General features: G+C 62.1%; 20 protein-coding genes. 10 read left to right on the top strand and 10 right to left on the bottom strand.

All coding sequences use genetic code 11. The annotated features are described in order from the left end of the window. Positions 1–15: 15 nt before the first annotated feature. Together BMZ23_RS01375 and BMZ23_RS01380 are read left to right on the top strand one after the other, a co-directional pair. Positions 16–942 (top strand): tRNA dihydrouridine synthase, encoded by a 927-nt coding sequence (locus BMZ23_RS01375; protein ID WP_093472114.1) that lies wholly within the window; start codon positions 16–18, stop codon positions 940–942. A 147-nt stretch (positions 943–1,089) separates the two neighbouring features. After that, a complete protein-coding gene (locus BMZ23_RS01380; RefSeq protein ID WP_177197185.1) occupies positions 1,090–1,842 on the top strand; it encodes a DUF2889 domain-containing protein in 753 nt (250 codons plus the stop codon). A 3-nt stretch (positions 1,843–1,845) separates the two neighbouring features. On the opposite strand, the gene BMZ23_RS01385 is transcribed toward BMZ23_RS01380, so the two are convergent. Next, entirely contained in the window at positions 1,846–2,511 is a 666-nt protein-coding gene (locus tag BMZ23_RS01385; RefSeq protein WP_093471630.1) for a 7-cyano-7-deazaguanine/7-aminomethyl-7-deazaguanine transporter, read from the bottom strand. Positions 2,512–2,762: 251 nt separating this feature from the next. Here BMZ23_RS01385 and BMZ23_RS01390 point away from each other — a divergent pair, with 251 nt between their 5' ends. From BMZ23_RS01390 to wrbA (BMZ23_RS01410), 5 genes are all read left to right on the top strand, one after another. Then, positions 2,763–5,129 (top strand): PAS domain S-box protein, encoded by a 2,367-nt coding sequence (locus tag BMZ23_RS01390; protein WP_218143537.1) that lies wholly within the window; start codon positions 2,763–2,765, stop codon positions 5,127–5,129. Next, complete coding sequence (locus BMZ23_RS01395; protein ID WP_093471635.1) at positions 5,129–7,141, top strand: ATP-binding protein; 2,013 nt, start codon at positions 5,129–5,131, stop codon at positions 7,139–7,141. The genes BMZ23_RS01390 and BMZ23_RS01395 overlap by 1 nt, the downstream gene beginning before the upstream one ends. Before the next feature lie 10 nt (positions 7,142–7,151). Continuing rightward, complete coding sequence (locus BMZ23_RS01400; RefSeq protein ID WP_093471638.1) at positions 7,152–7,538, top strand: response regulator; 387 nt, start codon at positions 7,152–7,154, stop codon at positions 7,536–7,538. Positions 7,539–7,691: 153 nt separating this feature from the next. Next, positions 7,692–8,912 carry a 3-hydroxyacyl-CoA dehydrogenase gene (locus BMZ23_RS01405; protein ID WP_093471641.1) on the top strand — a complete coding sequence of 407 codons (1,221 nt, stop codon included), beginning with the start codon at positions 7,692–7,694 and terminating at the stop codon, positions 8,910–8,912. 219 nt (positions 8,913–9,131) lie between these two features. Next, complete coding sequence (gene wrbA, locus BMZ23_RS01410) at positions 9,132–9,731, top strand: NAD(P)H:quinone oxidoreductase (RefSeq protein WP_093471644.1); 600 nt, start codon at positions 9,132–9,134, stop codon at positions 9,729–9,731. A 47-nt stretch (positions 9,732–9,778) separates the two neighbouring features. Here the strand turns inward: wrbA (BMZ23_RS01410) and BMZ23_RS01415 are convergent, their stop codons facing one another. From BMZ23_RS01415 to purM, 3 genes are read right to left on the bottom strand one after another with little or no spacing between them, the layout of a single operon-like run. Further along, positions 9,779–10,519, bottom strand: a complete 741-nt coding sequence (locus BMZ23_RS01415) for a DUF3108 domain-containing protein (protein ID WP_245748094.1) — start codon at positions 10,517–10,519, stop codon at positions 9,779–9,781. 16 nt (positions 10,520–10,535) lie between these two features. Beyond that, positions 10,536–11,198, bottom strand: coding sequence for a phosphoribosylglycinamide formyltransferase (purN, locus tag BMZ23_RS01420; protein ID WP_093471650.1), 663 nt, complete (start codon positions 11,196–11,198; stop codon positions 10,536–10,538). Further along, positions 11,195–12,265, bottom strand: a complete 1,071-nt coding sequence (gene purM, locus BMZ23_RS01425; RefSeq protein ID WP_093471653.1) for a phosphoribosylformylglycinamidine cyclo-ligase — start codon at positions 12,263–12,265, stop codon at positions 11,195–11,197. The genes purN and purM overlap by 4 nt, the downstream gene beginning before the upstream one ends. Before the next feature lie 199 nt (positions 12,266–12,464). Here purM and BMZ23_RS01430 point away from each other — a divergent pair, with 199 nt between their 5' ends. Both BMZ23_RS01430 and hda read left to right on the top strand, forming a co-directional pair. Next, positions 12,465–13,598 (top strand): DUF2066 domain-containing protein, encoded by a 1,134-nt coding sequence (locus BMZ23_RS01430; RefSeq protein WP_177197186.1) that lies wholly within the window; start codon positions 12,465–12,467, stop codon positions 13,596–13,598. Positions 13,599–13,610: 12 nt separating this feature from the next. After that, positions 13,611–14,324: a DnaA regulatory inactivator Hda gene (hda, locus tag BMZ23_RS01435; RefSeq protein WP_093471658.1), complete on the top strand. Its 714-nt coding sequence runs from the start codon at positions 13,611–13,613 to the stop codon at positions 14,322–14,324. Here the strand turns inward: hda and BMZ23_RS01440 are convergent. From BMZ23_RS01440 to arsC, 3 genes are read right to left on the bottom strand one after another with little or no spacing between them, the layout of a single operon-like run. Beyond that, a complete protein-coding gene (locus BMZ23_RS01440; protein ID WP_093471661.1) occupies positions 14,302–14,736 on the bottom strand; it encodes a DUF2069 domain-containing protein in 435 nt (144 codons plus the stop codon). The two genes, hda and BMZ23_RS01440, sit on opposite strands and share 23 nt — an antisense overlap. Further along, the gene (wrbA, locus tag BMZ23_RS01445) at positions 14,723–15,343 is read right to left on the bottom strand and encodes an NAD(P)H:quinone oxidoreductase (RefSeq protein ID WP_093471664.1); all 621 of its coding nucleotides are present in this window, start codon (positions 15,341–15,343) and stop codon (positions 14,723–14,725) included. Before wrbA (BMZ23_RS01445) ends, BMZ23_RS01440 begins: the two co-directional genes overlap by 14 nt. Then, a complete protein-coding gene (gene arsC, locus BMZ23_RS01450) occupies positions 15,340–15,693 on the bottom strand; it encodes an arsenate reductase (glutaredoxin) (RefSeq protein ID WP_093471667.1) in 354 nt (117 codons plus the stop codon). Before arsC ends, wrbA (BMZ23_RS01445) begins: the two co-directional genes overlap by 4 nt. A 179-nt stretch (positions 15,694–15,872) precedes the next feature. On the opposite strand from arsC, the gene BMZ23_RS01455 reads away from it, so the two are divergent. Further along, positions 15,873–17,132 (top strand): YihY family inner membrane protein, encoded by a 1,260-nt coding sequence (locus BMZ23_RS01455; RefSeq protein ID WP_093471670.1) that lies wholly within the window; start codon positions 15,873–15,875, stop codon positions 17,130–17,132. Here the strand turns inward: BMZ23_RS01455 and BMZ23_RS01460 are convergent. Genes BMZ23_RS01460 through BMZ23_RS01470 form a run of 3 tightly spaced genes read right to left on the bottom strand, consistent with a single transcriptional unit; the run spans position 17,122 to position 20,117 of the window. Then, positions 17,122–17,697 carry a lytic transglycosylase domain-containing protein gene (locus BMZ23_RS01460; RefSeq protein ID WP_425431649.1) on the bottom strand — a complete coding sequence of 192 codons (576 nt, stop codon included), beginning with the start codon at positions 17,695–17,697 and terminating at the stop codon, positions 17,122–17,124. The genes BMZ23_RS01455 and BMZ23_RS01460 overlap by 11 nt on opposite strands. Positions 17,698–17,709: 12 nt before the next feature. Further along, positions 17,710–18,384 carry a hypothetical protein gene (locus BMZ23_RS01465; protein WP_093471676.1) on the bottom strand — a complete coding sequence of 225 codons (675 nt, stop codon included), beginning with the start codon at positions 18,382–18,384 and terminating at the stop codon, positions 17,710–17,712. Between the two features lie 2 nt (positions 18,385–18,386). After that, complete coding sequence (locus tag BMZ23_RS01470; RefSeq protein ID WP_093471679.1) at positions 18,387–20,117, bottom strand: proline--tRNA ligase; 1,731 nt, start codon at positions 20,115–20,117, stop codon at positions 18,387–18,389. Positions 20,118–20,194: the final 77 nt, after the last annotated feature.

Here is a 20,194-nt window from a genome sequence, read left to right on the forward strand (position 1 = left end):
GTGATTCTGGCCCCGATGGAGGGGCTGGTGGATGCGCCGATGCGCGATGTGCTGACCCGGATAGGCGGTATCGACTGGTGTGTCAGCGAGTTTATCCGGGTCACCGGCGGCCCGCTGCATCGCCCGGCCGTGGAAAGGCTGGTGCCGGAAATGCGCCACGCCTGGCAAACCCCTGCCGGCACGCCGGTGCACGCCCAGTTACTCGGCTCGGATCTGCGCTGGATGGCGCATAACGCCGCGCTGCTGGCCGACTGGGGCGCTCCGGTGGTCGATTTGAACTTTGGTTGCCCAGCGAAGACGGTCAACCGTCACCGGGGTGGTGCCGTACTGCTGGAAGAACCTCACACCCTGTTTGCCCTGACCCGTGCGGTGCGCGAGGCGTTGCCGGACAGCGTGCCGGTGACGGCCAAGATGCGTCTGGGTGTCAGTGATACCCGCCTGACCCTGGACTGCGCCAGAGCCCTGCAGGATGCCGGCGCGGCGCGTATCGTGGTACATGGGCGGACCAAGCTCGAAGGCTACAGGCCGGTGGTGCATTGGGACTGGATCGAGCGCATCCGCGCGGCGGTCAGTGTGCCGGTGGTGGCGAACGGCGAGGTGTGGACCCTGGAGGATTACCAGCGCATCCGCCAGGACAGCGGCTGCGCCGACGTGATGCTCGGGCGCGGGCTGGTTTCTCGCCCGGATCTGGCCTTGCAGATTCGCCAGGTCCAGCATGGCCAGCCGCTGCAACCGCTGGACTGGGCACAACTGCAGCCGTGGTTGCTGGAGTTCTACCGCCAGGTGCGCGAGCGGGTGGTGGATCGGCATGCGCCGGGACGCTTCAAGCAGTGGCTGGGTTTGCTGACCCGCGGCTATCCCGAGGCCGCTGCGCTGTTCGAGCAGCTGCGCCGGGAAACCTCGGCCGATGCGGTCGGCGAGGTGCTGAGGTCAGCCGCATAGGCCAAAACTGACAACTTGGCGTAGAGGCCGATATTCAAGGCCGGAATGCTGGTTCATATCATGGCTGTCCGCGCTAGACTGGCATCGCTCCATGTCGCCGAATGGGTCTGCGGTGAATGGATTCTCTTTTATGCCACGGAGTTCTTCATGTCTGCAGCTGATTCGCCCCACCTGTTCTACCGCCGTGTGATCTTCGAGGTCGAGCCCGGCCTGTGCCGGGTGGCGATGGAGGATGAACACCACCGCTTCGAGCTGGCGGTTGGTCACGATGGCGAGCAGATCACCTCGGTGCACAGTCAGGCCAAACGCACGCCCTGGTCGGTATGCCCGCAGGCCGAACGCAAGTTGCAGGCGTTTGTCGGTCAACCGCTGCGCCAGCGAATCAGTTCCCGCTTGTCGGGTATTGATGCCAAGCAGCAGTGCACCCACCAGTACGATCTGCTGACCGTCGCGTTGGCCCAGGCGCTATCGCCAGGACGTCGCGAGTATGTCTCGCGGGTGCGCGGGGCAATGCACGAATACCGGCATGCCGAACTGTTTCTGGATGGCCGGCAGCTGCTTGACTGGCGCCTGCGTGGCACCCGGATCGACAGTCAGGATGTGTTTGATCAGCGCGACTTGCGTGACCTGATGGGCTGGGCCGAGGCCGAGCTGGATGACCCGACGCTGGAGGCCCTGTATGTGCAGCGGCGGGCAGTGATGGTGGCTGCCAGCAAGGGCTACAACCTGGATCTGGTGCCGAATGCCGGGGTGGCCATGCGCGCCCGCGCCGGCGCCTGTTTCGTGTTCCAGCCGGAGCGTGCCGACCAGGCGCTGCGTATGCGTGGCAGCACCCGTGACGATGTGCAGCAGGCGGCTGACCTGCTTAGTGACTGGGGTATCCCGTTGGTCAATCTGTAGACTTCAGCCTCTGGCTCCCAGGGCGTCCAGTTGCCGGGCTGGCAGCAGGCGCACAATGGCTGTCAGCAACATGCCGTACAGCGGCACGAACAGCATCATGCTGATGGCCAGCTTGATCACATAGTCGACCGTGGCAATTTCCACCCAGTTGGCCGCCATAAAGGGATCGCTGCTCTGCCAGAAAGCCACCGAGAAGAACATATAAGTATCCAGCAGATTGCCCAGCAGGGTTGAGGCCGCTGGTGCAACCCACCATTGGCGCAGGTTGCGCAGGCGGTCGAATACCTGGATATCCAGCAGCTGACCGAGGGCATAGGCGAGGAAGCTGGCCAGCGCGATGCGAAATACAAAGCTGTTGAATTCGCCGAGCGCCATCAGGCCACCAAAGCGCGCCTCATGGAACAGCACCGACACCACATAGGAGGCTACCAGCGCCGGCAGCATGACCCGGGCGATCACCCGCCGTGCGGCCTGCTTGCCCATCAGTCGAACGCTCAGGTCGGTGGCGAGGAAAATGAACGGAAAGCTGAACGCACCCCAGGTGCTGTGCCAGCCGAACAGGGTGATCGGCAACTGCACCAGGTAGTTGCTGGCAATGATGATGAGAATGTGAAAGGCAACAAGACCGGCCACAACCTGACGGCTGACCGATGCGGTAATCAACGACATGTGATGTCCTTTTTAGGCTGAATGGGGTTAGGGAACCCATTGCCGCAGCCACCATGACTGCGAGCGGCCAGCATTCTAGCGGTTTGTTGCGGGGTTGGATAGGTTCAGCCGAGCTGCAGCTGCCGTCGCAGACTTTTGCCGGCCAGCTATCGCCCCTGCGCCGCTTGGGCTATCTTTTGCTGGCAGTGGTTCCCTGCACCGGTCAGCGGAACTCCCCACCTTGCCGAGGCTGTTGCATGCGGATTCCCGAAGTGCCTGATAACGAAGCCGAGCGCCTGGCAGCCCTGCATGCCACCGGTCTGCTGCATACCCCGGCCGAGGCACGCTTTGACCGTATTACCCGGCTGGCCCGCCAGTTGTTCGGGGTGCAGTCGGCGGTGATTTCACTGGTCGCCGATGACTATCAGTGGTTCAAATCGCGTCAGGGACTGGATGTTTGCCAGACCTCCCGGGAAATTTCCTTTTGCGGCCATGCAATCCTGCAGGACAGCATCTTCCTGGTCGAGGATGCCCGTCTGGATCCGCGCTTTGCCGATAACCCGCTGGTCACCGGTGGCCCCTGTATTGCCTTCTATGCGGCGGCACCGCTGAGCATTGCCGATGACCAGCGTATCGGCACCCTCTGTGTGCTCGACCCGCAGCCACGCCAGCCGGATGCCGGGACCTTGCAGGCGTTGCGTGATCTGGCCGATCTGGCCGAGGTGGAAATCAGTCGCCAGCAACTGCAGGATCAGCTGCAACGCGCCGAGCTGGCCGAGCAGCGCCTGCACTGGGTGATCGAAGGTACCCATGTCGGCACTTGGGAATGGAATGTGCAAAGTGGCGAGACTGTGTTCAACCAGCGCTGGGCCGAAATGGTCGGCTACCGCCTTGAGGAGCTGGCGCCGATCAGTATTGAAACCTGGACCTCGCTGGCACACCCGGATGACCTGCAGCTATCAGGGCAGGCGCTGGGAAAACACTTTTCCGGCGAATCCGACTACTACGATGTGATCTGCCGCATGCGGCACCGCGATGGGCACTGGGTCTGGGTACATGACCGGGGGCGGCTGGTCAGTCGCACGGCGGCGGGTGAGCCGTTGCTGATGGCCGGTACGCATGCCGACGTTACCGATCAGGTTCAGGCCAGGCTGGCTCTGGAACAGAGCGAGTCGCAATTTCGTACCCTGGTTGGCAATATTCCCGGTATTACCTACCGCTGTCTGCACGACGAACACTGGACCATGCTGTACATCAGTGGTGAGGTGGACCCACTGTCCGGCTACCCGGCCGATGAGTTTATCGGCAATCGGGTGCGCAGCTACCAGAGCATCATCCATCCCGACGAGCATGCGCGTCTGGAGCGTGAGGTGGGTGGGGCGATAGCGCGAGGCGCGCCCTGGGAGGTGGAATATCGCGTTTGCCATCGTGATGGCACCGTGCGTTGGGCCAAGGAGCGAGGCACACCGGTTTTTGATGAGCAGGGCCAGTTGCAGTACATGGACGGTTTTATCCTCGATATCACCCGGGAAAAACAACTGCAGCTTGACCGTGACAACTATCTGGAGGCGCTTAGCGAAAGCGAGCAGCGCCTGCGCGGGTTGTTCGACCTGTCACCCATAGGCATCGCCCTGAACGATCTGAATACCGGCCAATTCGTGCAGGTAAATGCCGCACTGCTGGCCCCCACCGGTTACACCGAGGAGGAGTTTCTCGGCTTGAGTTACTGGGAGGTAACGCCTATTGAATACGAGGACGCCGAGCGCCTGCAACTGATAAGCCTGCGCGAAACCGGCCGTTACGGACCCTTTGAGAAGGAGTACCTGCGCAAGGATGGCAGTCGCTACCCGGTGCTGTTGAACGGCATGCTGGTCACGGATGCTGGTGGGCGCGAGCTGATCTGGTCGATGATCGAGGACATTTCCGAACGCAAGCGCATTGACCGGATGAAAAACGAGTTCATTTCCACCATCAGTCATGAACTGCGCACCCCGCTGACGGCGGTCAGTGGTGCCCTCTCGCTGTTGGCCTCGGGCGCGGCCGGCGAGCTGCCGGGCAGTGCCAAGACCATGGTGGAGCTGGCTGATCGCAACAGTCAGCGGCTGTTGCTGCTGATCAGCGATCTGCTGGACATGGAAAAACTGCTGGCCGGCAAGATGCCGATCAACGTGCAGGAACACAGGTTGGCAACCTTGCTGGACGAGGCAATTGAGACCATGCAGCCCTATGCCGGGCAGTTTTCCGTCAGTCTCAAGCTCGGGCCGGTTGCCTCAGAGGCCAGGGTGCGGGTGGATGCGCCGCGCTTCCAGCAGATCATGGCCAACCTGCTGTCGAATGCCATCAAGTTTTCGCCGCCACAATCGCGGGTGGATGTGGAACTGGCCAGTGCAGCCGGCCGCTGGCTGGTCAGGGTGCGCGATCAGGGGCCGGGTATTCCGCTGGAGTTTCAGCCGCAGATCTTCCAGAAGTTTGTCCAGGCCGATGCCTCGGACCGGCGCTCGCGCTCCGGCACCGGATTGGGCCTGGCCATTACCCATGCGCTGTGTCAGCGCATGGGTATTGAAATCAGCTTCAGCTCAACGCCGGGGGAAGGTACCGAGTTTGTGCTGGGTATTCCGGCTGTTGGGGATGCCTGCTGATGCCGGCTCGCTCACTGCGCTCCCGTTTGGCACCCTACTTGCTGGTAGGTCTGTGTTTTGCCCTGTTACTGGCGTTGTTTGAGTACGCGCTGCAGTTGCGTGAGACCCTGCAGCAGAGCCGTCAGCAGGAAATGCTGCATGATCAGGCCGCACGCCTGCGCATGCAGCTGGAAAGCGAGATCAACGCCGCTGCCTTTCTCGCTACCGGGGTTGAGTCCTACGTGGTGGCACGCGAAGGTCAGGTGAACTCGGATGAGGTACAGCGCATTCTGGCGCTGGTTTTCGAACGTGGCAGGCATTTTCGCAATATCGGCATAGCGCCGGATAACCGCATCCGCTGGGTATTTCCGCTGGCCGGCAATGAAGCCGCGGTAGGTTTTGATTACACCGAGCATCCGCAGCAGTGGGCGGATGTGCAGCGGGTCATGCTGAGTACGCGTGGCATCCTGTCCGGTCCCCTGGAACTGGTGCAGGGCGGGCGGGGGCTGGTGTACCGCGCACCGATCCGCATTGGCGGTGAGTATTGGGGCCTGCTCACTACGGTGATAGATGCCGACAGCCTGTTTGCGCTGTTGCCTGCGCCGGACCGGCCGGATGCCTTGCGGGTGGCCCTGCGGCATGCATCGGGTGCAGATGGCCCCGGTGCGGTGTTCTATGGTGATCCGGCGCTGTTTCAGCGGGACCAGCAACCCCTGCTGTTGAGCCTGCCGGGCGAAGCCGACTGGGAAATGGCCTATGCACTGCCAGCGCCTTCGTCCTCTGCATTCTGGATGATTCGTGCCGGCGGTTACCTGTTGTGCCTGTTGCTGGCGATGTTGGCAGCCCTGGCACTGCGCCTGTTGTGGCAGCGCAATCTGTTGCGCCGGCTGGAGACGCTGGTTGAACAGCGCAGTGGCGAACTGGCGGACACCAATGAGCTGTTGTCCTCGGTGCTGGCCTCGGCCCGGGCCTTTGCCATTGTTGCGGTGGATCTCAACGGGATTATTCAGGTTTTCAATGCCGGTGCCGAGCGTATGCTGGGCTATCCGGCTGATGAAGTGGTTGGCAAGCGTCCGGTGACGCTGTTTCTGCTGGGTGATGAATTGCGCCAGCGGGCACGGCAACTGGCCGGGGAACTGGGCCGTGAGTTGCAGGGTGACGAAGTCTTTACCCTTCGGGCGCGTCAGGGCATTGAGGAAATGATGCAGCTGCATTACCGCCACCGGGATGGTCGGCTGATTCCGGTACAGGTGGTGGTCAGTGCCATCCGCGATCAGCATGGAGAGGTCACTGGCTATTTGGGTATAGCCGAGGATATCAGCGAGCGGCAACGCAACCAGACCCTCAAGGATCAGTTCATTTCCACTGTCAGCCATGAGCTGCGCACGCCGCTCACCGCCATCAGTGGCGCCTTGCGGCTGCTGCAGTCAGGCACCCTCGGTGAGGTGCCGCAGGCCATGCAATCGATGCTGGCGATTGCCGGCAACAACAGCCAGCGGCTCGGGCTGCTGATCAATGACCTGCTGGATATCGAAAAGCTGATGGCCGGGCGCATGGCCTTTGACCTGCAGCCGGTGTCACCAGAACAGGTGGCGCAGACGGTTGTGCATGATCTGCAGCAACTGGCCGCCAGTCGAAGGGTCGAGCTGGATTTACGCAGCCAGTCGGCGTCGGCGATACAGGTGGATGCCCTGCGTCTGCAGCAAATATTGACCAATCTGGTGGGCAATGCCATCAAGTTCTCTGATGCGGGCGGCCGGGTGAGTATTGGTTTTGAGGAAGCCGGGCAGTGGCTGCGGATTGTTGTACAGGATCAGGGGCCGGGGATTGATCCGGCTTTCCACGAACGGATCTTTCAGCGCTTTGCCCAGGCTGACGGCAGTGACCAGCGACGTGCCCAGGGTACCGGCCTGGGCCTGGCTATCTGCAAGGAGCTGACCGAGCAGATGGGTGGGCATATTGGCTTTGAGTCGACGCCGGGGCAGGGCAGCCTGTTCTGGGTGGAGTTTCCCGGTTGTCGCACCGAGGGTTAAGGGAGGTTGTGTGACTGAATTGCAGCGGGTGATGTATGTGGAGGACGAGCCTGATATTCGGGCAGTGGCCAAGCTGGCACTGGAAGCGGTTGGTGGCTTGCAGGTGCTGGTTTGTGAGGGTGGCGAGCAGGCGTTACAGCAGGGACCGGAGTTTGCGCCGCAACTGATATTGCTGGATGTGATGATGCCGGGCATGGATGGGCCGGCCACCCTCGAAGCCCTGCGGGCTGAGCCGCGCCTGGCTGCGGTGCCGGTGGTATTTATGACCGCCAAAGTGCAGCCGCATGAGGTGGCGCATTTTCTCGGGTTGGGCGCAGTCGGCGTGATTGCCAAGCCATTTGACCCGATGCGCCTGGCCGATCAGGTGCGCGGGTTCTGGCAGCAGACGGTTCACTGACCGGGTTGATGCGGGCGACTCCATTCACCACGTGAATGCTGGTGTTCTGTTCATTTCCTTGCCGTGTTTGCGTAAGGTAGGCACCCTGCTGACCCGTGGGTCAGGCCAGTTCAACCGGGCCTGTGGTCCGACTATCATCCGGAGGCAATTCTGATGGCTGCATTTGAAGACATTCGCAAGGTGGGCGTGATCGGCGCCGGGACCATGGGTCGTGGCATCGTGATCAATTTTCTGAATGCCGGCTACCCGGTCATCTGGCTGGACGTGAATGCCGAGATGCTGGAAAAGGGTGTCGGCGAAATCGCCAATGTCTACAAGCGTTCGGTGGCCCAGCAGCGTTTTGATGACGCCGAAGCCCAGGCCCGTCTGGCGCGGGTCAGTACCACGCAGAATTATGCCGATCTGGCTGATCTGGATCTGGTGATTGAGGCAGTCTACGAGAACATGGATCTGAAGAAGCAGATCTTTGCCGAACTGGACAAGGCGGTTAAGCCCTCGGCGATCCTCGCCACCAATACCTCCTACCTGAACATCGACGAGATCGCCTCGGCCACTGCCCGTCCAAGCCAGGTGCTGGGCCTGCACTTCTTCAGCCCGGCGCACATCATGAAGCTGCTGGAAGTGGTGCGTGGCAAGGCCACCGCCCAGGACGTGCTGGACACCTGCCTGGCGGTCGGCAAGAAGATTGGCAAGGAAGCGGTACTGGCCGGCAACTGCCACGGCTTTATCGGCAACCGCATGCTCGAGAAGTATTCGCGCCAGTCCCGCGAGGTGGTGCTGGAAGGCGCCACCCCATGGCAGGTGGATCAGGCCCTGCAGGGCTTCGGCATGGCCATGGGCCCGTACCGCATGTATGACGTGGTGGGTGTTGATCTGGGCTGGCGCTCGCGCCAGCTGGCCGGCATTGGCCGCGGCGAACCGATTGTCTGGCTGGACAACAAGCTCTGTGAAATGGGCCGTTTCGGCCAGAAGAGCAGCCATGGCTTCTACAAGTACGAGCCGGGCAACCGTCAGGCCATGCATGATCCGGAAACCGATTTGATGGCCCGCGAAGTGGCAGCCGAGGCCGGCTACACCCCGCGTGAGGTCAGCGACGAGGAAATCGTGCGCCGCTGTATCCTGGCGCTGGTCAACGAAGGCGCACGGATTCTCGACGAGGGCTTTGCCGAGTCGGCCGCCGATATCGACCGTGTCTACCTGTACGGTTACGGCTTCCCGGCCGAGCGTGGTGGCCCGATGAGCTACGCCGACAGCCTGGGTCTGGATGTGGTACTGAAGGAAATCCGCCAGCTGGAAGCCGAGCGTGGCGAGTTCTGGAAGCCCGCCGCCGGTCTGGTTCGGCGTGCCGAAGCTGGTGAGCGCTTCGTCGGCTGATGCCTGAATACCCCGGACCGGCTATGGCTGGTTCGGGGTGCCTTGTTTCTGTTCCCCAACCCTCTCGTTGCGTCCCCATCCTTGCAGCCTCAGGGTTGCACACTGCACTGCGTATTATCGAATAAATCGATAAAAATACCGCAAAAACCGATTCGATAATTCGCGCTTCGCCTGCCATGCTTGTTCCCATGTTCAACCGACAGACAACAGGAGACTGTCATGGCGAAGATTCTGGTGCTTTACCATTCGATGTACGGGCATGTGGAAACCATGGCCAATGCTGTGGCAGAAGGCGCTGGTGCGGTGGCCGGGGCCGAGGTGACGCTGCTGCGGGTGCCGGAGACCATGGATGCGAGTGCCTTTGCCAATGCCGGCGGCAAGCAGGATCAGGCGGCGCCGGTGGCTTCACCGGAGCAACTGGTGGATTACGATGCGATCATCCTTGGCGTACCGACCCGTTTTGGCAACATGTCGGCGCAGATGCGCAACTTCCTTGACCGCACTGGCGGCCTTTGGGCCAAGGGCGCACTGTTCGGCAAGCTGGCCAGTGTGTTTACCTCGACCGGTACCGGTGGCGGGCAGGAAATGACCATCACCAGCACCTGGACCACCCTGGCGCACCATGGCATGGTCATAGTGCCGATCGGTTATGGTATTCCCGAGCTGGCCGATATCTCGCAGCCAGGCGGTGGCACTCCTTATGGAGCCAGCACCATCGCAGGCGGTGACGGTTCGCGCCAGCCGGACCAGCGTGAGTTGACCATCGCGCGCTTCCAGGGCCGCCATGTGGCTGAGCTGGCGGTGAAACTCAAGGGCTGAACGAAACAGGGCCGGCAATAGCCGGCCCTGTTCACTGTGCAGAGCAGTTATTTGGGCTGTTCGCCGATAACCGGCTGACCGTCGATGCTCGCTTCCTTGAGCATGATCTGATAGTGCTGACCGTCGGTTTCAACCTGGGTCAGACGCACCAGCAGGTACTGCCAGTCAGGAGCAAACCAGAGTGTGGTCTGACGCTTGGCGTCGGCATCACGCACGCGCTCTACCTCGACCGCATTGAATTGGCCAACGCGCGTGGTTACGCGCTTTTCTCCGACTACCCGAAAGTGATAATCATCGACGGTATCGCCATCCACCACGCGATAATGCATTTCCTGCTTGCCGGCAGCCAGATCCTGTTGCAGGGCCAGCTGGTAGGTGGTCTTGTCGAGCAGGCCGGATTCCAGTGGCAGGTCAACGCTGCGATCCTTGTACTTGCCGGATACGCGTGACTGGTCCCAGTGGAAGTCCAGTTTGTCACTGCGGCTGCGACCCAGCCCGCGACGGTCGTAGCGATACGTCAGGGGGCGCAATTGCCCATTGTCTGCGCGCAGGGTGCTTTCTTCGGTAAGACGGGCGACAAACAGGCCGGCGGTGAAATTCAGATTCCAGCTGCCATCGGCATTGGCACTCAGGCTGTGATTGGCCTCGCCGTTCACCGGCACCTTTTTCATTTCTGCAGCATAACTGGCAGTAAAGGGAACCAGTTGGGCAGCACTGGCGTTTTGCAGTGACAGCGAACCCAAACTGGCGGTAATCAGCGCGAGTGGCAGGACAAAACGACGGGACAGGGTTTGCAGCATCCGTTTATTCTCGTTCAGTGGCTGGCAGGTCTTCCAGTCTGATTCCGCCCGGCGGGATTGGTTCCCCGTCCAGGCAGGCGCGACCCAGATTGTTGATGCGCAGGCGTCCTTCGGCAAACCAGCGAACCGCCAGCGGATAAATGCTGTGTTCCTGTTGCAGCACCCGTTGTGCCAGGCGCTGCTCGTCGTCATCGGCCAGCACAGCTACGCGCGCTTGTAGTATTACCGGGCCGCCGTCGAGTTCCTCGCTGACAAAATGCACGCTGGCACCGTGTTCGCGGTCACCGGCCTGCAGCGCGCGCCTGTGCGTGTGTAGGCCCTTGTACAGCGGTAGCAGGGACGGATGAATGTTCAGCAAGCGGCCATGGTAATGCCGCACGAAGGCCGGCGTGAGGATGCGCATAAAGCCGGCCAGTACCACCAGATCGACCTGAAAGGCGTCAATCGCGGCGACCAGTGCCTGATCGTAGTCCTCACGGCTGGCAAACTCACGGTGATCCAGCACCCGGGTGGCAATGCCTGCCTCGGCGGCCCGCTGCAAGCCGAGGGCTTCGGCACGATTGCTGAGTACCGCGACCAGCTGGCAGTGATCTCCCGGCAGCTGGTCGATCAGCGCCTGCAGGTTGCTGCCGGACCCGGAAATCAGTACGGCAATGCGGCAGCTCACGCCGGGTGGGCTCCCTGCAGTACGACCTGCTCGGCACCGGCGCTGGCTTGTTCGATACGGCCGATCACCCAGGGTTGCTCGCCAGCCTGTTGCAGGACCTGCAGAGCGGTGGCGACCTGATCGGCGGCCACACAGATGACCATGCCGACGCCACAGTTGAGTACCCGGTACATTTCGTGCTGTTCGACATTGCCCTGCTGTTGCAGCCAGTCGAACACGGCCGGACGCTTCCAGCTGGCCAGATCGATGATTGCCTGGCTGTCAGCCGGCAGTACCCGCGGGATGTTTTCCAGCAGGCCGCCGCCGGTAATGTGGGCCATCGCCTTGACCGCGCCGGTGTCGCGGATCAGCTGCAGCAATGGCTTGATGTAGATGCGCGTCGGTGCCAGCAACAGATCACGCAGCGGCTGGCCGTCCAGTTCGGTGCTGGCGATGTCGGTGGCGGAAACCTCGAGAATCTTGCGGACCAGCGAATAGCCGTTGGAGTGCGGGCCGGAGGAGGGCAGTGCCAGCAGTACATCGCCGCTTTGCACCTTGCTGCCGTCGATGATTTCGGACTTTTCCACCACGCCGACACAGAAACCGGCCAGGTCGTAGTCCTCGCCTTCGTACATGCCGGGCATTTCAGCTGTTTCACCGCCAACCAGCGCGCAGCCGGCCAGTTCACAACCGGCACCGATGCCGGTGACCACCTGGGCGGCGATATCGATGTTGAGTTTTCCTGTGGCGTAGTAGTCGAGGAAGAACAGCGGCTCGGCACCACAGACCACCAGATCGTTGACACACATGGCAACCAGGTCAATACCGATGCTGTCGTGTTTGCCCAGGTCCATCGCCAGGCGCAGCTTGGTGCCGACCCCGTCGGTGCCGGAGACCAGTACCGGTTGGCGGTAGCCGGCGGGGATCTCGCAGAGCGCGCCAAAGCCGCCAAGTCCGCCCATGACTTCGGGGCGGGCTGTGCGCTTGGCAACATGCTTGATACGGTCAACCAGGGCATTGCCGGCGTCGATATCGACACCGGCGTCCTTGTAGCTGATGGAGGGCTTGGACGAAGTCGGGCTGCTCATGCGTGCGTCTCGGCTGTAATGGTCGGATGGCGGCGCCCGTCGGGGGCGTCCTGGCAAGGGCGCGATTGTACCAATTTGCCCGGCGCCGGGCCATGCCGGTGATACTGCCTGAACCGGCGCGGTTGCCGCTGTGGGCCTGCTTGTTTAATGTATGCCCTTTGCAGGAGCCGCTGGCTCCTGTGTTTCACGAGCAGAGACCATGCCCAGACTGACTTTTTACCCCTCCCTGATACGAAGCCTGTATCTGCCAGTGCTGTTTGCTTTCAGCCTCGTGTTGCTCTGGCCGGTGTCGGTTCAGGCCGAAGTGCTGCGTAATCTGTATCAGGCCGAACTTGCCGCCGATGCGGCAGCGGATCGTCAGCAGCAACTGCGCACAGCCTTGCTTGAAGTGCTCGGGCGCCTGGCTGGCAGCAAGGCAGTGGGCGAGCGCTTGCTGGCGGATGAAAACCCCGAAGCCATGCTGCGTCGCAGCAGCACTACAGACGATGGTGTGCAGCGGGTCGAGTTCGAACCGCTGCTGGTAAACGGCATATTGCATCGTGCCGGCATTCCAATGCTCGGGCGTAACCGGCCGGCGGCTCTGGTCTGGGCCGTCCAGTCCGGTGTGCTGGGTGACGAGTGGCTGCCTGGCGACGGTGACTGGCTGACACTCTTGCAGCAGGCTGCAGCGCGACGCGGTGTGGCCCTGGCGCTTCCCTTGGGGGATCTTCAGGATCGTGCACTGGTGGATGAACAGAGTATTCGCAAGGCTGACCAGACAGTGCTTCGTGAGGCCAGTCAGCGCTATGCGGCAGACGGTGTGCTGGTGCTTGGGCTTTCCGCACCGGGTCAGGCCGCCCAGCTGGATTGGCATTTCTGGCTTGGCGGCAGCACCCGCAACGGCCGTCTGCGTGGTGACGACCCTGCCGCCCTGGCTGATCAACTGATGCTGGCGCTGGCTGACGAGATCATCGCTCAGTATGCTGTCAGCACCGATGCATCATCCGCAGAAGGTCACTGGCTGCTGCAAGTGGAAGGTTTGCGCAGCCTGGATGACTACGCCGGGTTGATGCGTACCCTGTCGCAACTGGGCAGTGAGCAGGCGCCGCGGCTGGTCTATATCCGTGGCGATCAGGTACGGGTTGCGCTTGAGTTTCCTGGCAGCCTTAGCCAGTTGCAGCGTTTGCTGGCGCTGGATCATCGTCTGCGCCCCCTGTCCGTCGATGAGGAGCCGCTGACCACGTCGCTGGATGACAGTACTGACGCTGAGCAGGACGGCCAATCCGCCATCGAGGACGCTTCGCCGCAGCCCGACTCCGCGCAGGGCCCGCTGCTGCGTTTCCAGTGGCGTTGATACGGCTTGAACATGAATAGACCGGTTCCCGCCCAGCTACCGCTGGGTATCCGTCTGCGTGACGAAGCCAGTTTTGACAGCTTTCATGGTCTGGCGACGGCACCTTTGGTTGAGTTGTTGCGTGGTTTCAGCCAGCTTGATCAGCCGCCGGCGGATTCCTGCATCTACCTTTGGGGGGCATCCGGCAGCGGCCGTTCGCACCTGTTGCAGGCCGCCTGCCAACAGATGTCCGCCGCTGGCGGCAGCAGCATCTATCTGCCCCTGAAGCAGCTGCTGGAACACCCGGCTGAATTGCTGGAGGGTATGGAGGGGCTGGATCTTCTGTGTATTGATGACCTGCAGGTGCTGGCCGGGCGCAATGACTGGCAGGAAGCCTTGTTCCATCTGTACAACCGTCTGCGTGATGCGGGTCAGCGGCTGTTGCTGGCCGCTGATTGCGCCCCCCGCCAATTGCCGCTGGAGCTGCCCGATCTGGTGTCACGCCTGGGCTGGGGGCTGGTTTTCCAGCTGCCGACACCGGACGATGCCGATAAACAGGCGATTTTGCAGCTGCGTGCTGCCCAGCGTGGCCTGCAGTTGCCGGATGAGGTGGCGCGCTACCTGCTGACCCGTGGTGGCCGTGGTCTGGATGAATTGTTCAACCTGCTCGAGCGGCTGGATCAGGCCTCGCTGCAGGCGCAGCGCCGCCTGACCCTGCCGTTCGTCAAGCAGGTGCTTGGCTGGTAGCGGCAGGCTCGCCGGCATCCAGGCGTTGCAGCTGGAAACTCCAGCGCACATAGCCCAGCGCAGCAATGAAATACAGCAACGAGAAGCCGCTGACCAGCAGACCGTAAAGCAGTTGCTGCGGGTGGAAGCAGGCCAGTACCCCGTGGATGAAGTACAGGTTGATGGCAAAGCACAGCCAGGCCTGGGTGCGCGCATGGCCACTGATGATGCCGGGCAGGAAGATCAGCAGCGGCACCAGCAGAACGCCGGTAATCACCAATGGATTGGCGCCGTGGAGGTCGGCAAACAGCAGGTTCCAGCCAGCCAGGCTGACCAGCAGGCCAACATAACCCAGGGTGCTCAGGAGGCGGCTGATGCGCAGGCGCGGTAGCAGCCAGGCGCGCGCTGGCAGTGGGCGGTCAGTTCTGGACATGTGAGGCTCCCGCCAGCAGTTGGCGACTGGTAATGGCAACCCGCTGCCCAAGGGCGCGGCACAGACTGGCCTCCTCGCGGCTGATCGGCTGTTTGCCATCAGCGCCGGCGTGGTGACTGGCACCATAGGGTGTGCCGCCGCTGCGGGTGTCGGTCAGCGCCTGTTCACTGTAGGGCAGACCCAGCAGCAGCATGCCGTGATGCAGCAGAGGCAGCTGCATCGACAGCAACGTGCTTTCCTGGCCGCCATGCAGGCTGGCTGTCGAGGTGAACACCGCCGCCGGCTTGCCGATCAGGCTGCCGTCCAGCCACAGGCTGCTGGTACCGTCGATAAAGAACTTGAGTGGCGCTGCCATGTTGCCGAAACGGGTCGGACTGCCGAGGATCAGTGCGGAACAGCCGCGCAGGTCAGCCTCGGTGCAATACACCGCGCCCTGTTCCGGGACCGGCGGCAGTATTTCACGGGTTTCGCTGTTCACCGGCGGTACTGTGCGCAGACGCGCCTGCAGACCACCACGCTCGACGCCCTCAGCAATCAGTCGGGCCATCTCGGCGGTCTTGCCGTGGCGGCTGTAGTAGAGCACCAGAACGTAATCGGTGTGGCTCATGGGAACAGCTCCAGCAGTTTTTCCGGCGGCCTTGCCAGCACTGCCTGGCCGTTGTGGACGACAATCGGCCGCTCGATCAGGCGAGGGTAGTCCACCATCGCCTGCACCAGATCAGCTTCGCTGAGGCCGGGGTTATCCAGTTGCAGTTCGCGGTAGACCTCTTCGCCACTGCGCATCAATTGCCGTGCGTTGATCCCCAGCAGTTTCAGCAGTTCGCTGAGGGTGGCGGCGTCCGGGGGAGTGTCCAGGTAGCGGATAACCTCGGGATCAATGCCCCGGCCGGTCAGCAGTTCAAGGGCCTGTCGCGACTTGGAACAGCGTGGATTGTGGTAGATCAGGGTGCTGGACATCGGCAGGCTCCTGTACGCGAGGTGACGGGATGGGGGCTTTCAGGTAATCACCGGGGCGGCAAAGGTTTCTGTGCCGCGATCAAGCGGCTATTCTAGGAAATGCTGTCCGGCTTGCCCACCGCTTTCAGTGTTGCGGCACATGTCCGGTTTGCTGTTGCCCAGTCCAACAAGGAATTCGCATGCCCAACCCGCTGGTTCGCCTGCTGCACTTTCTACGCTACCTGCTGCAGCGTTTTATCGAGGACAACTGTGCCAAGAATGCGGCGGCGCTGACCTACACCACCCTGTTTGCCGTGGTGCCGGTGATGACCGTGACCTATGCCATGCTGGCGGCGATTCCGGCCTTCAGCCAGGTCGGAGAGCAGGTGGAATACTTTATTTTCAACAATTTCGTGCCTTCCACCGGCGAAACCCTGCAGCAGTATCTGGGTGAGTTTTCACAACAGGCGCGCCAGCTGACCGGTATAGGGGTAGCGCTGTTGATGGTGACCGCCTTCCTGATGCTGGTGAATATCGAAAAGGCCTTCAACGCCATCTGGCGCATCCGTGTGCCGCGTCGCGGCGTTTCCAGTTTCCTGTTGTACTGGGCGGTACTGAGTCTTGGGCCATTGCTGCTGGGTGCCGGCTTTGTGGTCAGCACCTATGTCACCTCGCTGTCCTTCCTGCGCGGTGACGATGCGCTGGCCACTGCCTGGGGATGGCTGCTTGGCTGGTTGCCTATTTTGCTGAGTATGGCGGCCTTTACCCTGATTTTCGCGGCAGTACCTAACACCCGGGTGCCTTTGCGCCATGCGCTGGTCGGCGGGGTGCTGGTGGCTTTGCTGTTCGAGGGAGCCAAGGCCAGCTTTGCCCTGTATGTGGCAATGTTCCCCGGCTATCAGCTGATCTATGGGGCCTTCGCCGCCTTCCCGCTGTTTTTGCTGTGGATATACCTGAGCTGGCTGATCATCCTGCTGGGCGCCGAATTGGTCAGCAATCTGGGCAACAGTGCGGCCTGGCAGCGCAGCGCACTGCCGCGGGTGGTGGTGATGCTTGGCCTGATGCGCACCTTGCTGCAGCGCCAGCAGACCGGTGGCAGCGTGGACCGCGGAGTGCTGGCTGCCTGCGGGCTGTCGATACCCGAGGATCAGTGGCTGAATCTCACCGAGTGGCTGGAACGGCGGCAGTTGATCAGCAGCGTGGGTGCCGGTAGCTGGGTGCTCAGCCGGGATCCGGCCAGCATCGATATGGCCGAACTGCTGGCCGGGTTCCCGGAGCCCCTGCCGTCGCCAGAGGCGCTGCCGAGCGTACTGGAAGGGGCCGGGGCCTGGTATCCGGCCTTCCGTCAGGCGCTGGAGCAGCACCAGCGCCAGCACCGCGAGCTGTTTGCCGGCAGTCTGCGGCATTGGTTGGGGCCGGATCTGCCGGTGACCGATGCGCAGCAGCAGGCTACTCGTTGACGAACCAGTAACTGTGCCAGTAATCGATTACCCGGTCCGGGTAGCGCTGTGAGCCCAGGCTGCCGTTGTAGCGCGCCAGGGCCCGGCGCAGGTTGCCGTTTTCCCGGTCCATGTAGTGCTTGAGGATGGTGCAGCCATAGCGCAGGTTGGTGGCCAGATCGATCAGGTTGTCGTCCGGTCGCCCCAGTTCGTTCTTCCAGAATGGCATCACCTGCATAATGCCCTGGGCGCCGGCGCGTGACAGGGCGTAGCGGTCAAACAGGCTTTCCACATGAATCACCGCCAGCACCAGATCCGGTTTCAGCCCGGCCAGGCGTGCCTCGCGGTGGACCAGGCGCAGCAGGCGCAGGCGCTCGGTTTCATCCGGCACAAAGCGCGCCATGCGGGTGGACATATCGAGCAGCCAGACCTCGGCATCGAAGCGGTCCTCGAAGCTGTCGGCCATTGAGACTGCCTGCATCAGGCGTTGGCGCAGTTGCGGGTCGACCTCGTCGGGTATATTGGCCTGGGTATAGGAGGCAGTCAGGCCGAGCAGCAGCCACAGGGTCAGCATCCGTGCGACCATTGGCATGGAGTGTTACTCCCGCTCTTCCAGGGCCTGAATAAAGTCGGCCTGCAGTTGCGGATCGCCGCTGGTCAGCAGGATCAGCATGTTTTCCAACTGCTCTGACTCTTCCTGCAGGCCCAGCTCGGCCAGGCGATGCACGCGGCGGGCCCATTCATCGACTTCATCCTGCTCCAGGCTGTGGTAGATCAGGGATACTGCTTCATGCAACTTGCCACGCAGTTCGCGACCGACCAGCAGGGTATGTTCGGCACGCGTGCCGTCCTCTGCCGTCACGCTCAGTTGCAGGGCACGCAGGTTGTCATAGTCCAGGTTGATAAAGTCGTCATGCAGCAGATTCAGGCGCAGAATGCCGTCCTGGTCAGTGTGCAATTCAGTGTCCAGTTCCCCTGCATGCACGGCCACCGCTCTATTGCCCCAGGGCAGTGTCTGGTATTCCTGGGTCTGGTCAATCAACTGGTCACGCGCATCCAGACGGCTGACCTGATAGAGCCGTTGTTCGGTAATGCGCAGGGTGCGTTGGGGTAATGCCAGTACCGGCTGGTCGCCGGCATCAATCAGCAGGCTGTGGCTGAGCAGTTGGCGTTCGACCCGCTCACCGTCCGTGACCGGCTGCTGGGCGCAAGCGCCAAGCAGCAGGCCGGTCAGCAGCAACAACCATGGGCTGGCAGCGATATGCGGCTTCATGCTCAGCGCCCCAGTTGCCCCAACAGGAAGTCCAGCATGCCCTCGGCAGGCACATTGCAGGCCTCCGCCTGGCGGCGGTTCTTGTATTCCAGCTGGCCTTCGGCCAGGCCGCGATCACTGATCACCACCCGGTGCGGGATGCCGATCAGATCCATGTCGGCAAACTTCACGCCGGGGCTGGTTTTCTTGTCGCGGTCATCCAGCAGCACTTCCACACCACGCGCCTGCAATTGCTGGTACAGCTGCTCGGTAGCTTCGCGCACGGCCTCGGAGCTTTCCATTTTCATCGGGATCAGCGCCACCTGGAAGGGTGCCAGCGCATCCGGCCAAAGAATGCCGCGATCATCCCAGTTTTGTTCGATAGCGGCGGCCACCACGCGGGACACGCCGATGCCGTAGCAGCCCATGATCAGCGCCTCGGTCTTGCCTTGCTCATTCAGCACGCTGCAGTTCATCGCCTGGCTGTACTTGCGGCCCAACTGGAAAATATGCCCGACTTCGATGCCGCGCTTGATCACCAGTGTGCCATTGCCATCCGGGCTGGGGTCGCCCTCGAGCACATTGCGCAGGTCGGCAAGCTCGCCGAACGCAGCATCTCGCTCCCAGTTGACGCCGGTGAAGTGCCAGCCGTCCTGGTTGGCACCGCAGACAAAATCGGCCAGGTGGGCGGCCGAGTGATCCGCAATCACCCTGATCGCCAGGCCAACCGGGCCGATGGAGCCGGGCTTGCAGCCGACAGCGGTAATAATCTGCTGCTCGCTGGCAAAGGTCAGCGGGGCATGGATGGCCGGGTGGTTCTCGGCCTTGATTTCGTTCAGCTCGTGATCGCCGCGCAGCACCAGTGCAACCAGTGGCTGGGCCTTGCCTTCCTCGGCAGCACCCAGAACGATCAACGTCTTCACGCTCTGGCTGGCCGGTACCTGCAGGAAGTGGCTGACCGCCTCGATGGTGGTCTGCTCGGGCGTTTCGACCAGGGTCTTTTCCTGGCTGGGTGCCGGGCGCTGGCCCTGCGGGGGCAGGGCGGTGGCCTTTTCCATATTGGCGGCATAGCTGCCGCTGTCGGAAAACACGATGGCGTCCTCGCCGGAGTCGGCCAGCATATGGAACTCGTGGGAGCCTTCACCGCCAATCGAGCCGTTGTCGGCGACCACCGGTCGGTATTCCAGGCCAAGCCGACTGAAGACGTTGCAGTAGGCCTGGTACATGCCGTCGTAAGTGGACTGCAGTGAATCCTGGGTCAGGTGGAAGGAGTAGGCGTCCTTCATCACGAACTCGCGGGCACGCATCAGGCCGAAGCGCGGACGGATCTCGTCGCGGAACTTGGTCTGGATCTGGTAGAGGTTCAGCGGCAACTGCTTGTAGCTGCTGATTTCGTTGCGCGCCAGCTCGGTAATCACTTCCTCGTGGGTCGGGCCAACACAGAACTCGCGCTGGTGGCGGTCCTTCAGGCGCAGCAGCTCGGGACCATATTGCTCCCAGCGGCCGGATTCCTGCCAGAGTTCAGCCGGCTGGATGGCCGGCATCAGTACTTCCAGCGCGCCGGCGGCGTTCATTTCTTCGCGCACCACCTGCTCGACCTTGCGCAATACGCGCAAGCCCATCGGCAGCCAGGTGTACAGGCCGGAGGCGATCTTGCGGATCATGCCGGCACGCAGCATCAGCTGGTGGCTGATCACGCTGGCATCGGCGGGGGTTTCCTTGAGGGTGGAAATCAGATACTGGCTGGTACGCATGGCAGTGTGCTGTCCATAGTGGCGGGATCAAATGGGGGCTATTGTACGTTTGGTGCCGCATGGCGTACAGACTGCGC

It is taken from the genome of Halopseudomonas yangmingensis (assembly GCF_900114825.1).
GTDB classification, from domain to species: domain Bacteria; phylum Pseudomonadota; class Gammaproteobacteria; order Pseudomonadales; family Pseudomonadaceae; genus Halopseudomonas; species Halopseudomonas yangmingensis.

Coding starts and splice junctions, on each gene's coding strand:
- arsC (WP_093471667.1), bottom strand. CDS start 15,693: ATGTCCAGCACCCTGATCTACCACAATCCACGCTGTTCCAAGTCGCGA.
- BMZ23_RS01395 (WP_093471635.1), top strand. CDS start 5,129: ATGCCGGCTCGCTCACTGCGCTCCCGTTTGGCACCCTACTTGCTGGTA.
- BMZ23_RS01380 (WP_177197185.1), top strand. CDS start 1,090: ATGTCTGCAGCTGATTCGCCCCACCTGTTCTACCGCCGTGTGATCTTC.
- BMZ23_RS01375 (WP_093472114.1), top strand. CDS start 16: ATGGAGGGGCTGGTGGATGCGCCGATGCGCGATGTGCTGACCCGGATA.
- wrbA (WP_093471664.1), bottom strand. CDS start 15,343: ATGAGCCACACCGATTACGTTCTGGTGCTCTACTACAGCCGCCACGGC.
- BMZ23_RS01385 (WP_093471630.1), bottom strand. CDS start 2,511: ATGTCGTTGATTACCGCATCGGTCAGCCGTCAGGTTGTGGCCGGTCTT.
- hda (WP_093471658.1), top strand. CDS start 13,611: ATGAATAGACCGGTTCCCGCCCAGCTACCGCTGGGTATCCGTCTGCGT.
- BMZ23_RS01440 (WP_093471661.1), bottom strand. CDS start 14,736: ATGTCCAGAACTGACCGCCCACTGCCAGCGCGCGCCTGGCTGCTACCG.
- BMZ23_RS01465 (WP_093471676.1), bottom strand. CDS start 18,384: ATGAAGCCGCATATCGCTGCCAGCCCATGGTTGTTGCTGCTGACCGGC.
- BMZ23_RS01405 (WP_093471641.1), top strand. CDS start 7,692: ATGGCTGCATTTGAAGACATTCGCAAGGTGGGCGTGATCGGCGCCGGG.
- wrbA (WP_093471644.1), top strand. CDS start 9,132: ATGGCGAAGATTCTGGTGCTTTACCATTCGATGTACGGGCATGTGGAA.
- BMZ23_RS01430 (WP_177197186.1), top strand. CDS start 12,465: ATGCCCAGACTGACTTTTTACCCCTCCCTGATACGAAGCCTGTATCTG.
- purM (WP_093471653.1), bottom strand. CDS start 12,265: ATGAGCAGCCCGACTTCGTCCAAGCCCTCCATCAGCTACAAGGACGCC.
- BMZ23_RS01455 (WP_093471670.1), top strand. CDS start 15,873: ATGCCCAACCCGCTGGTTCGCCTGCTGCACTTTCTACGCTACCTGCTG.
- BMZ23_RS01470 (WP_093471679.1), bottom strand. CDS start 20,117: ATGCGTACCAGCCAGTATCTGATTTCCACCCTCAAGGAAACCCCCGCC.
- BMZ23_RS01460 (WP_425431649.1), bottom strand. CDS start 17,697: ATGGTCGCACGGATGCTGACCCTGTGGCTGCTGCTCGGCCTGACTGCC.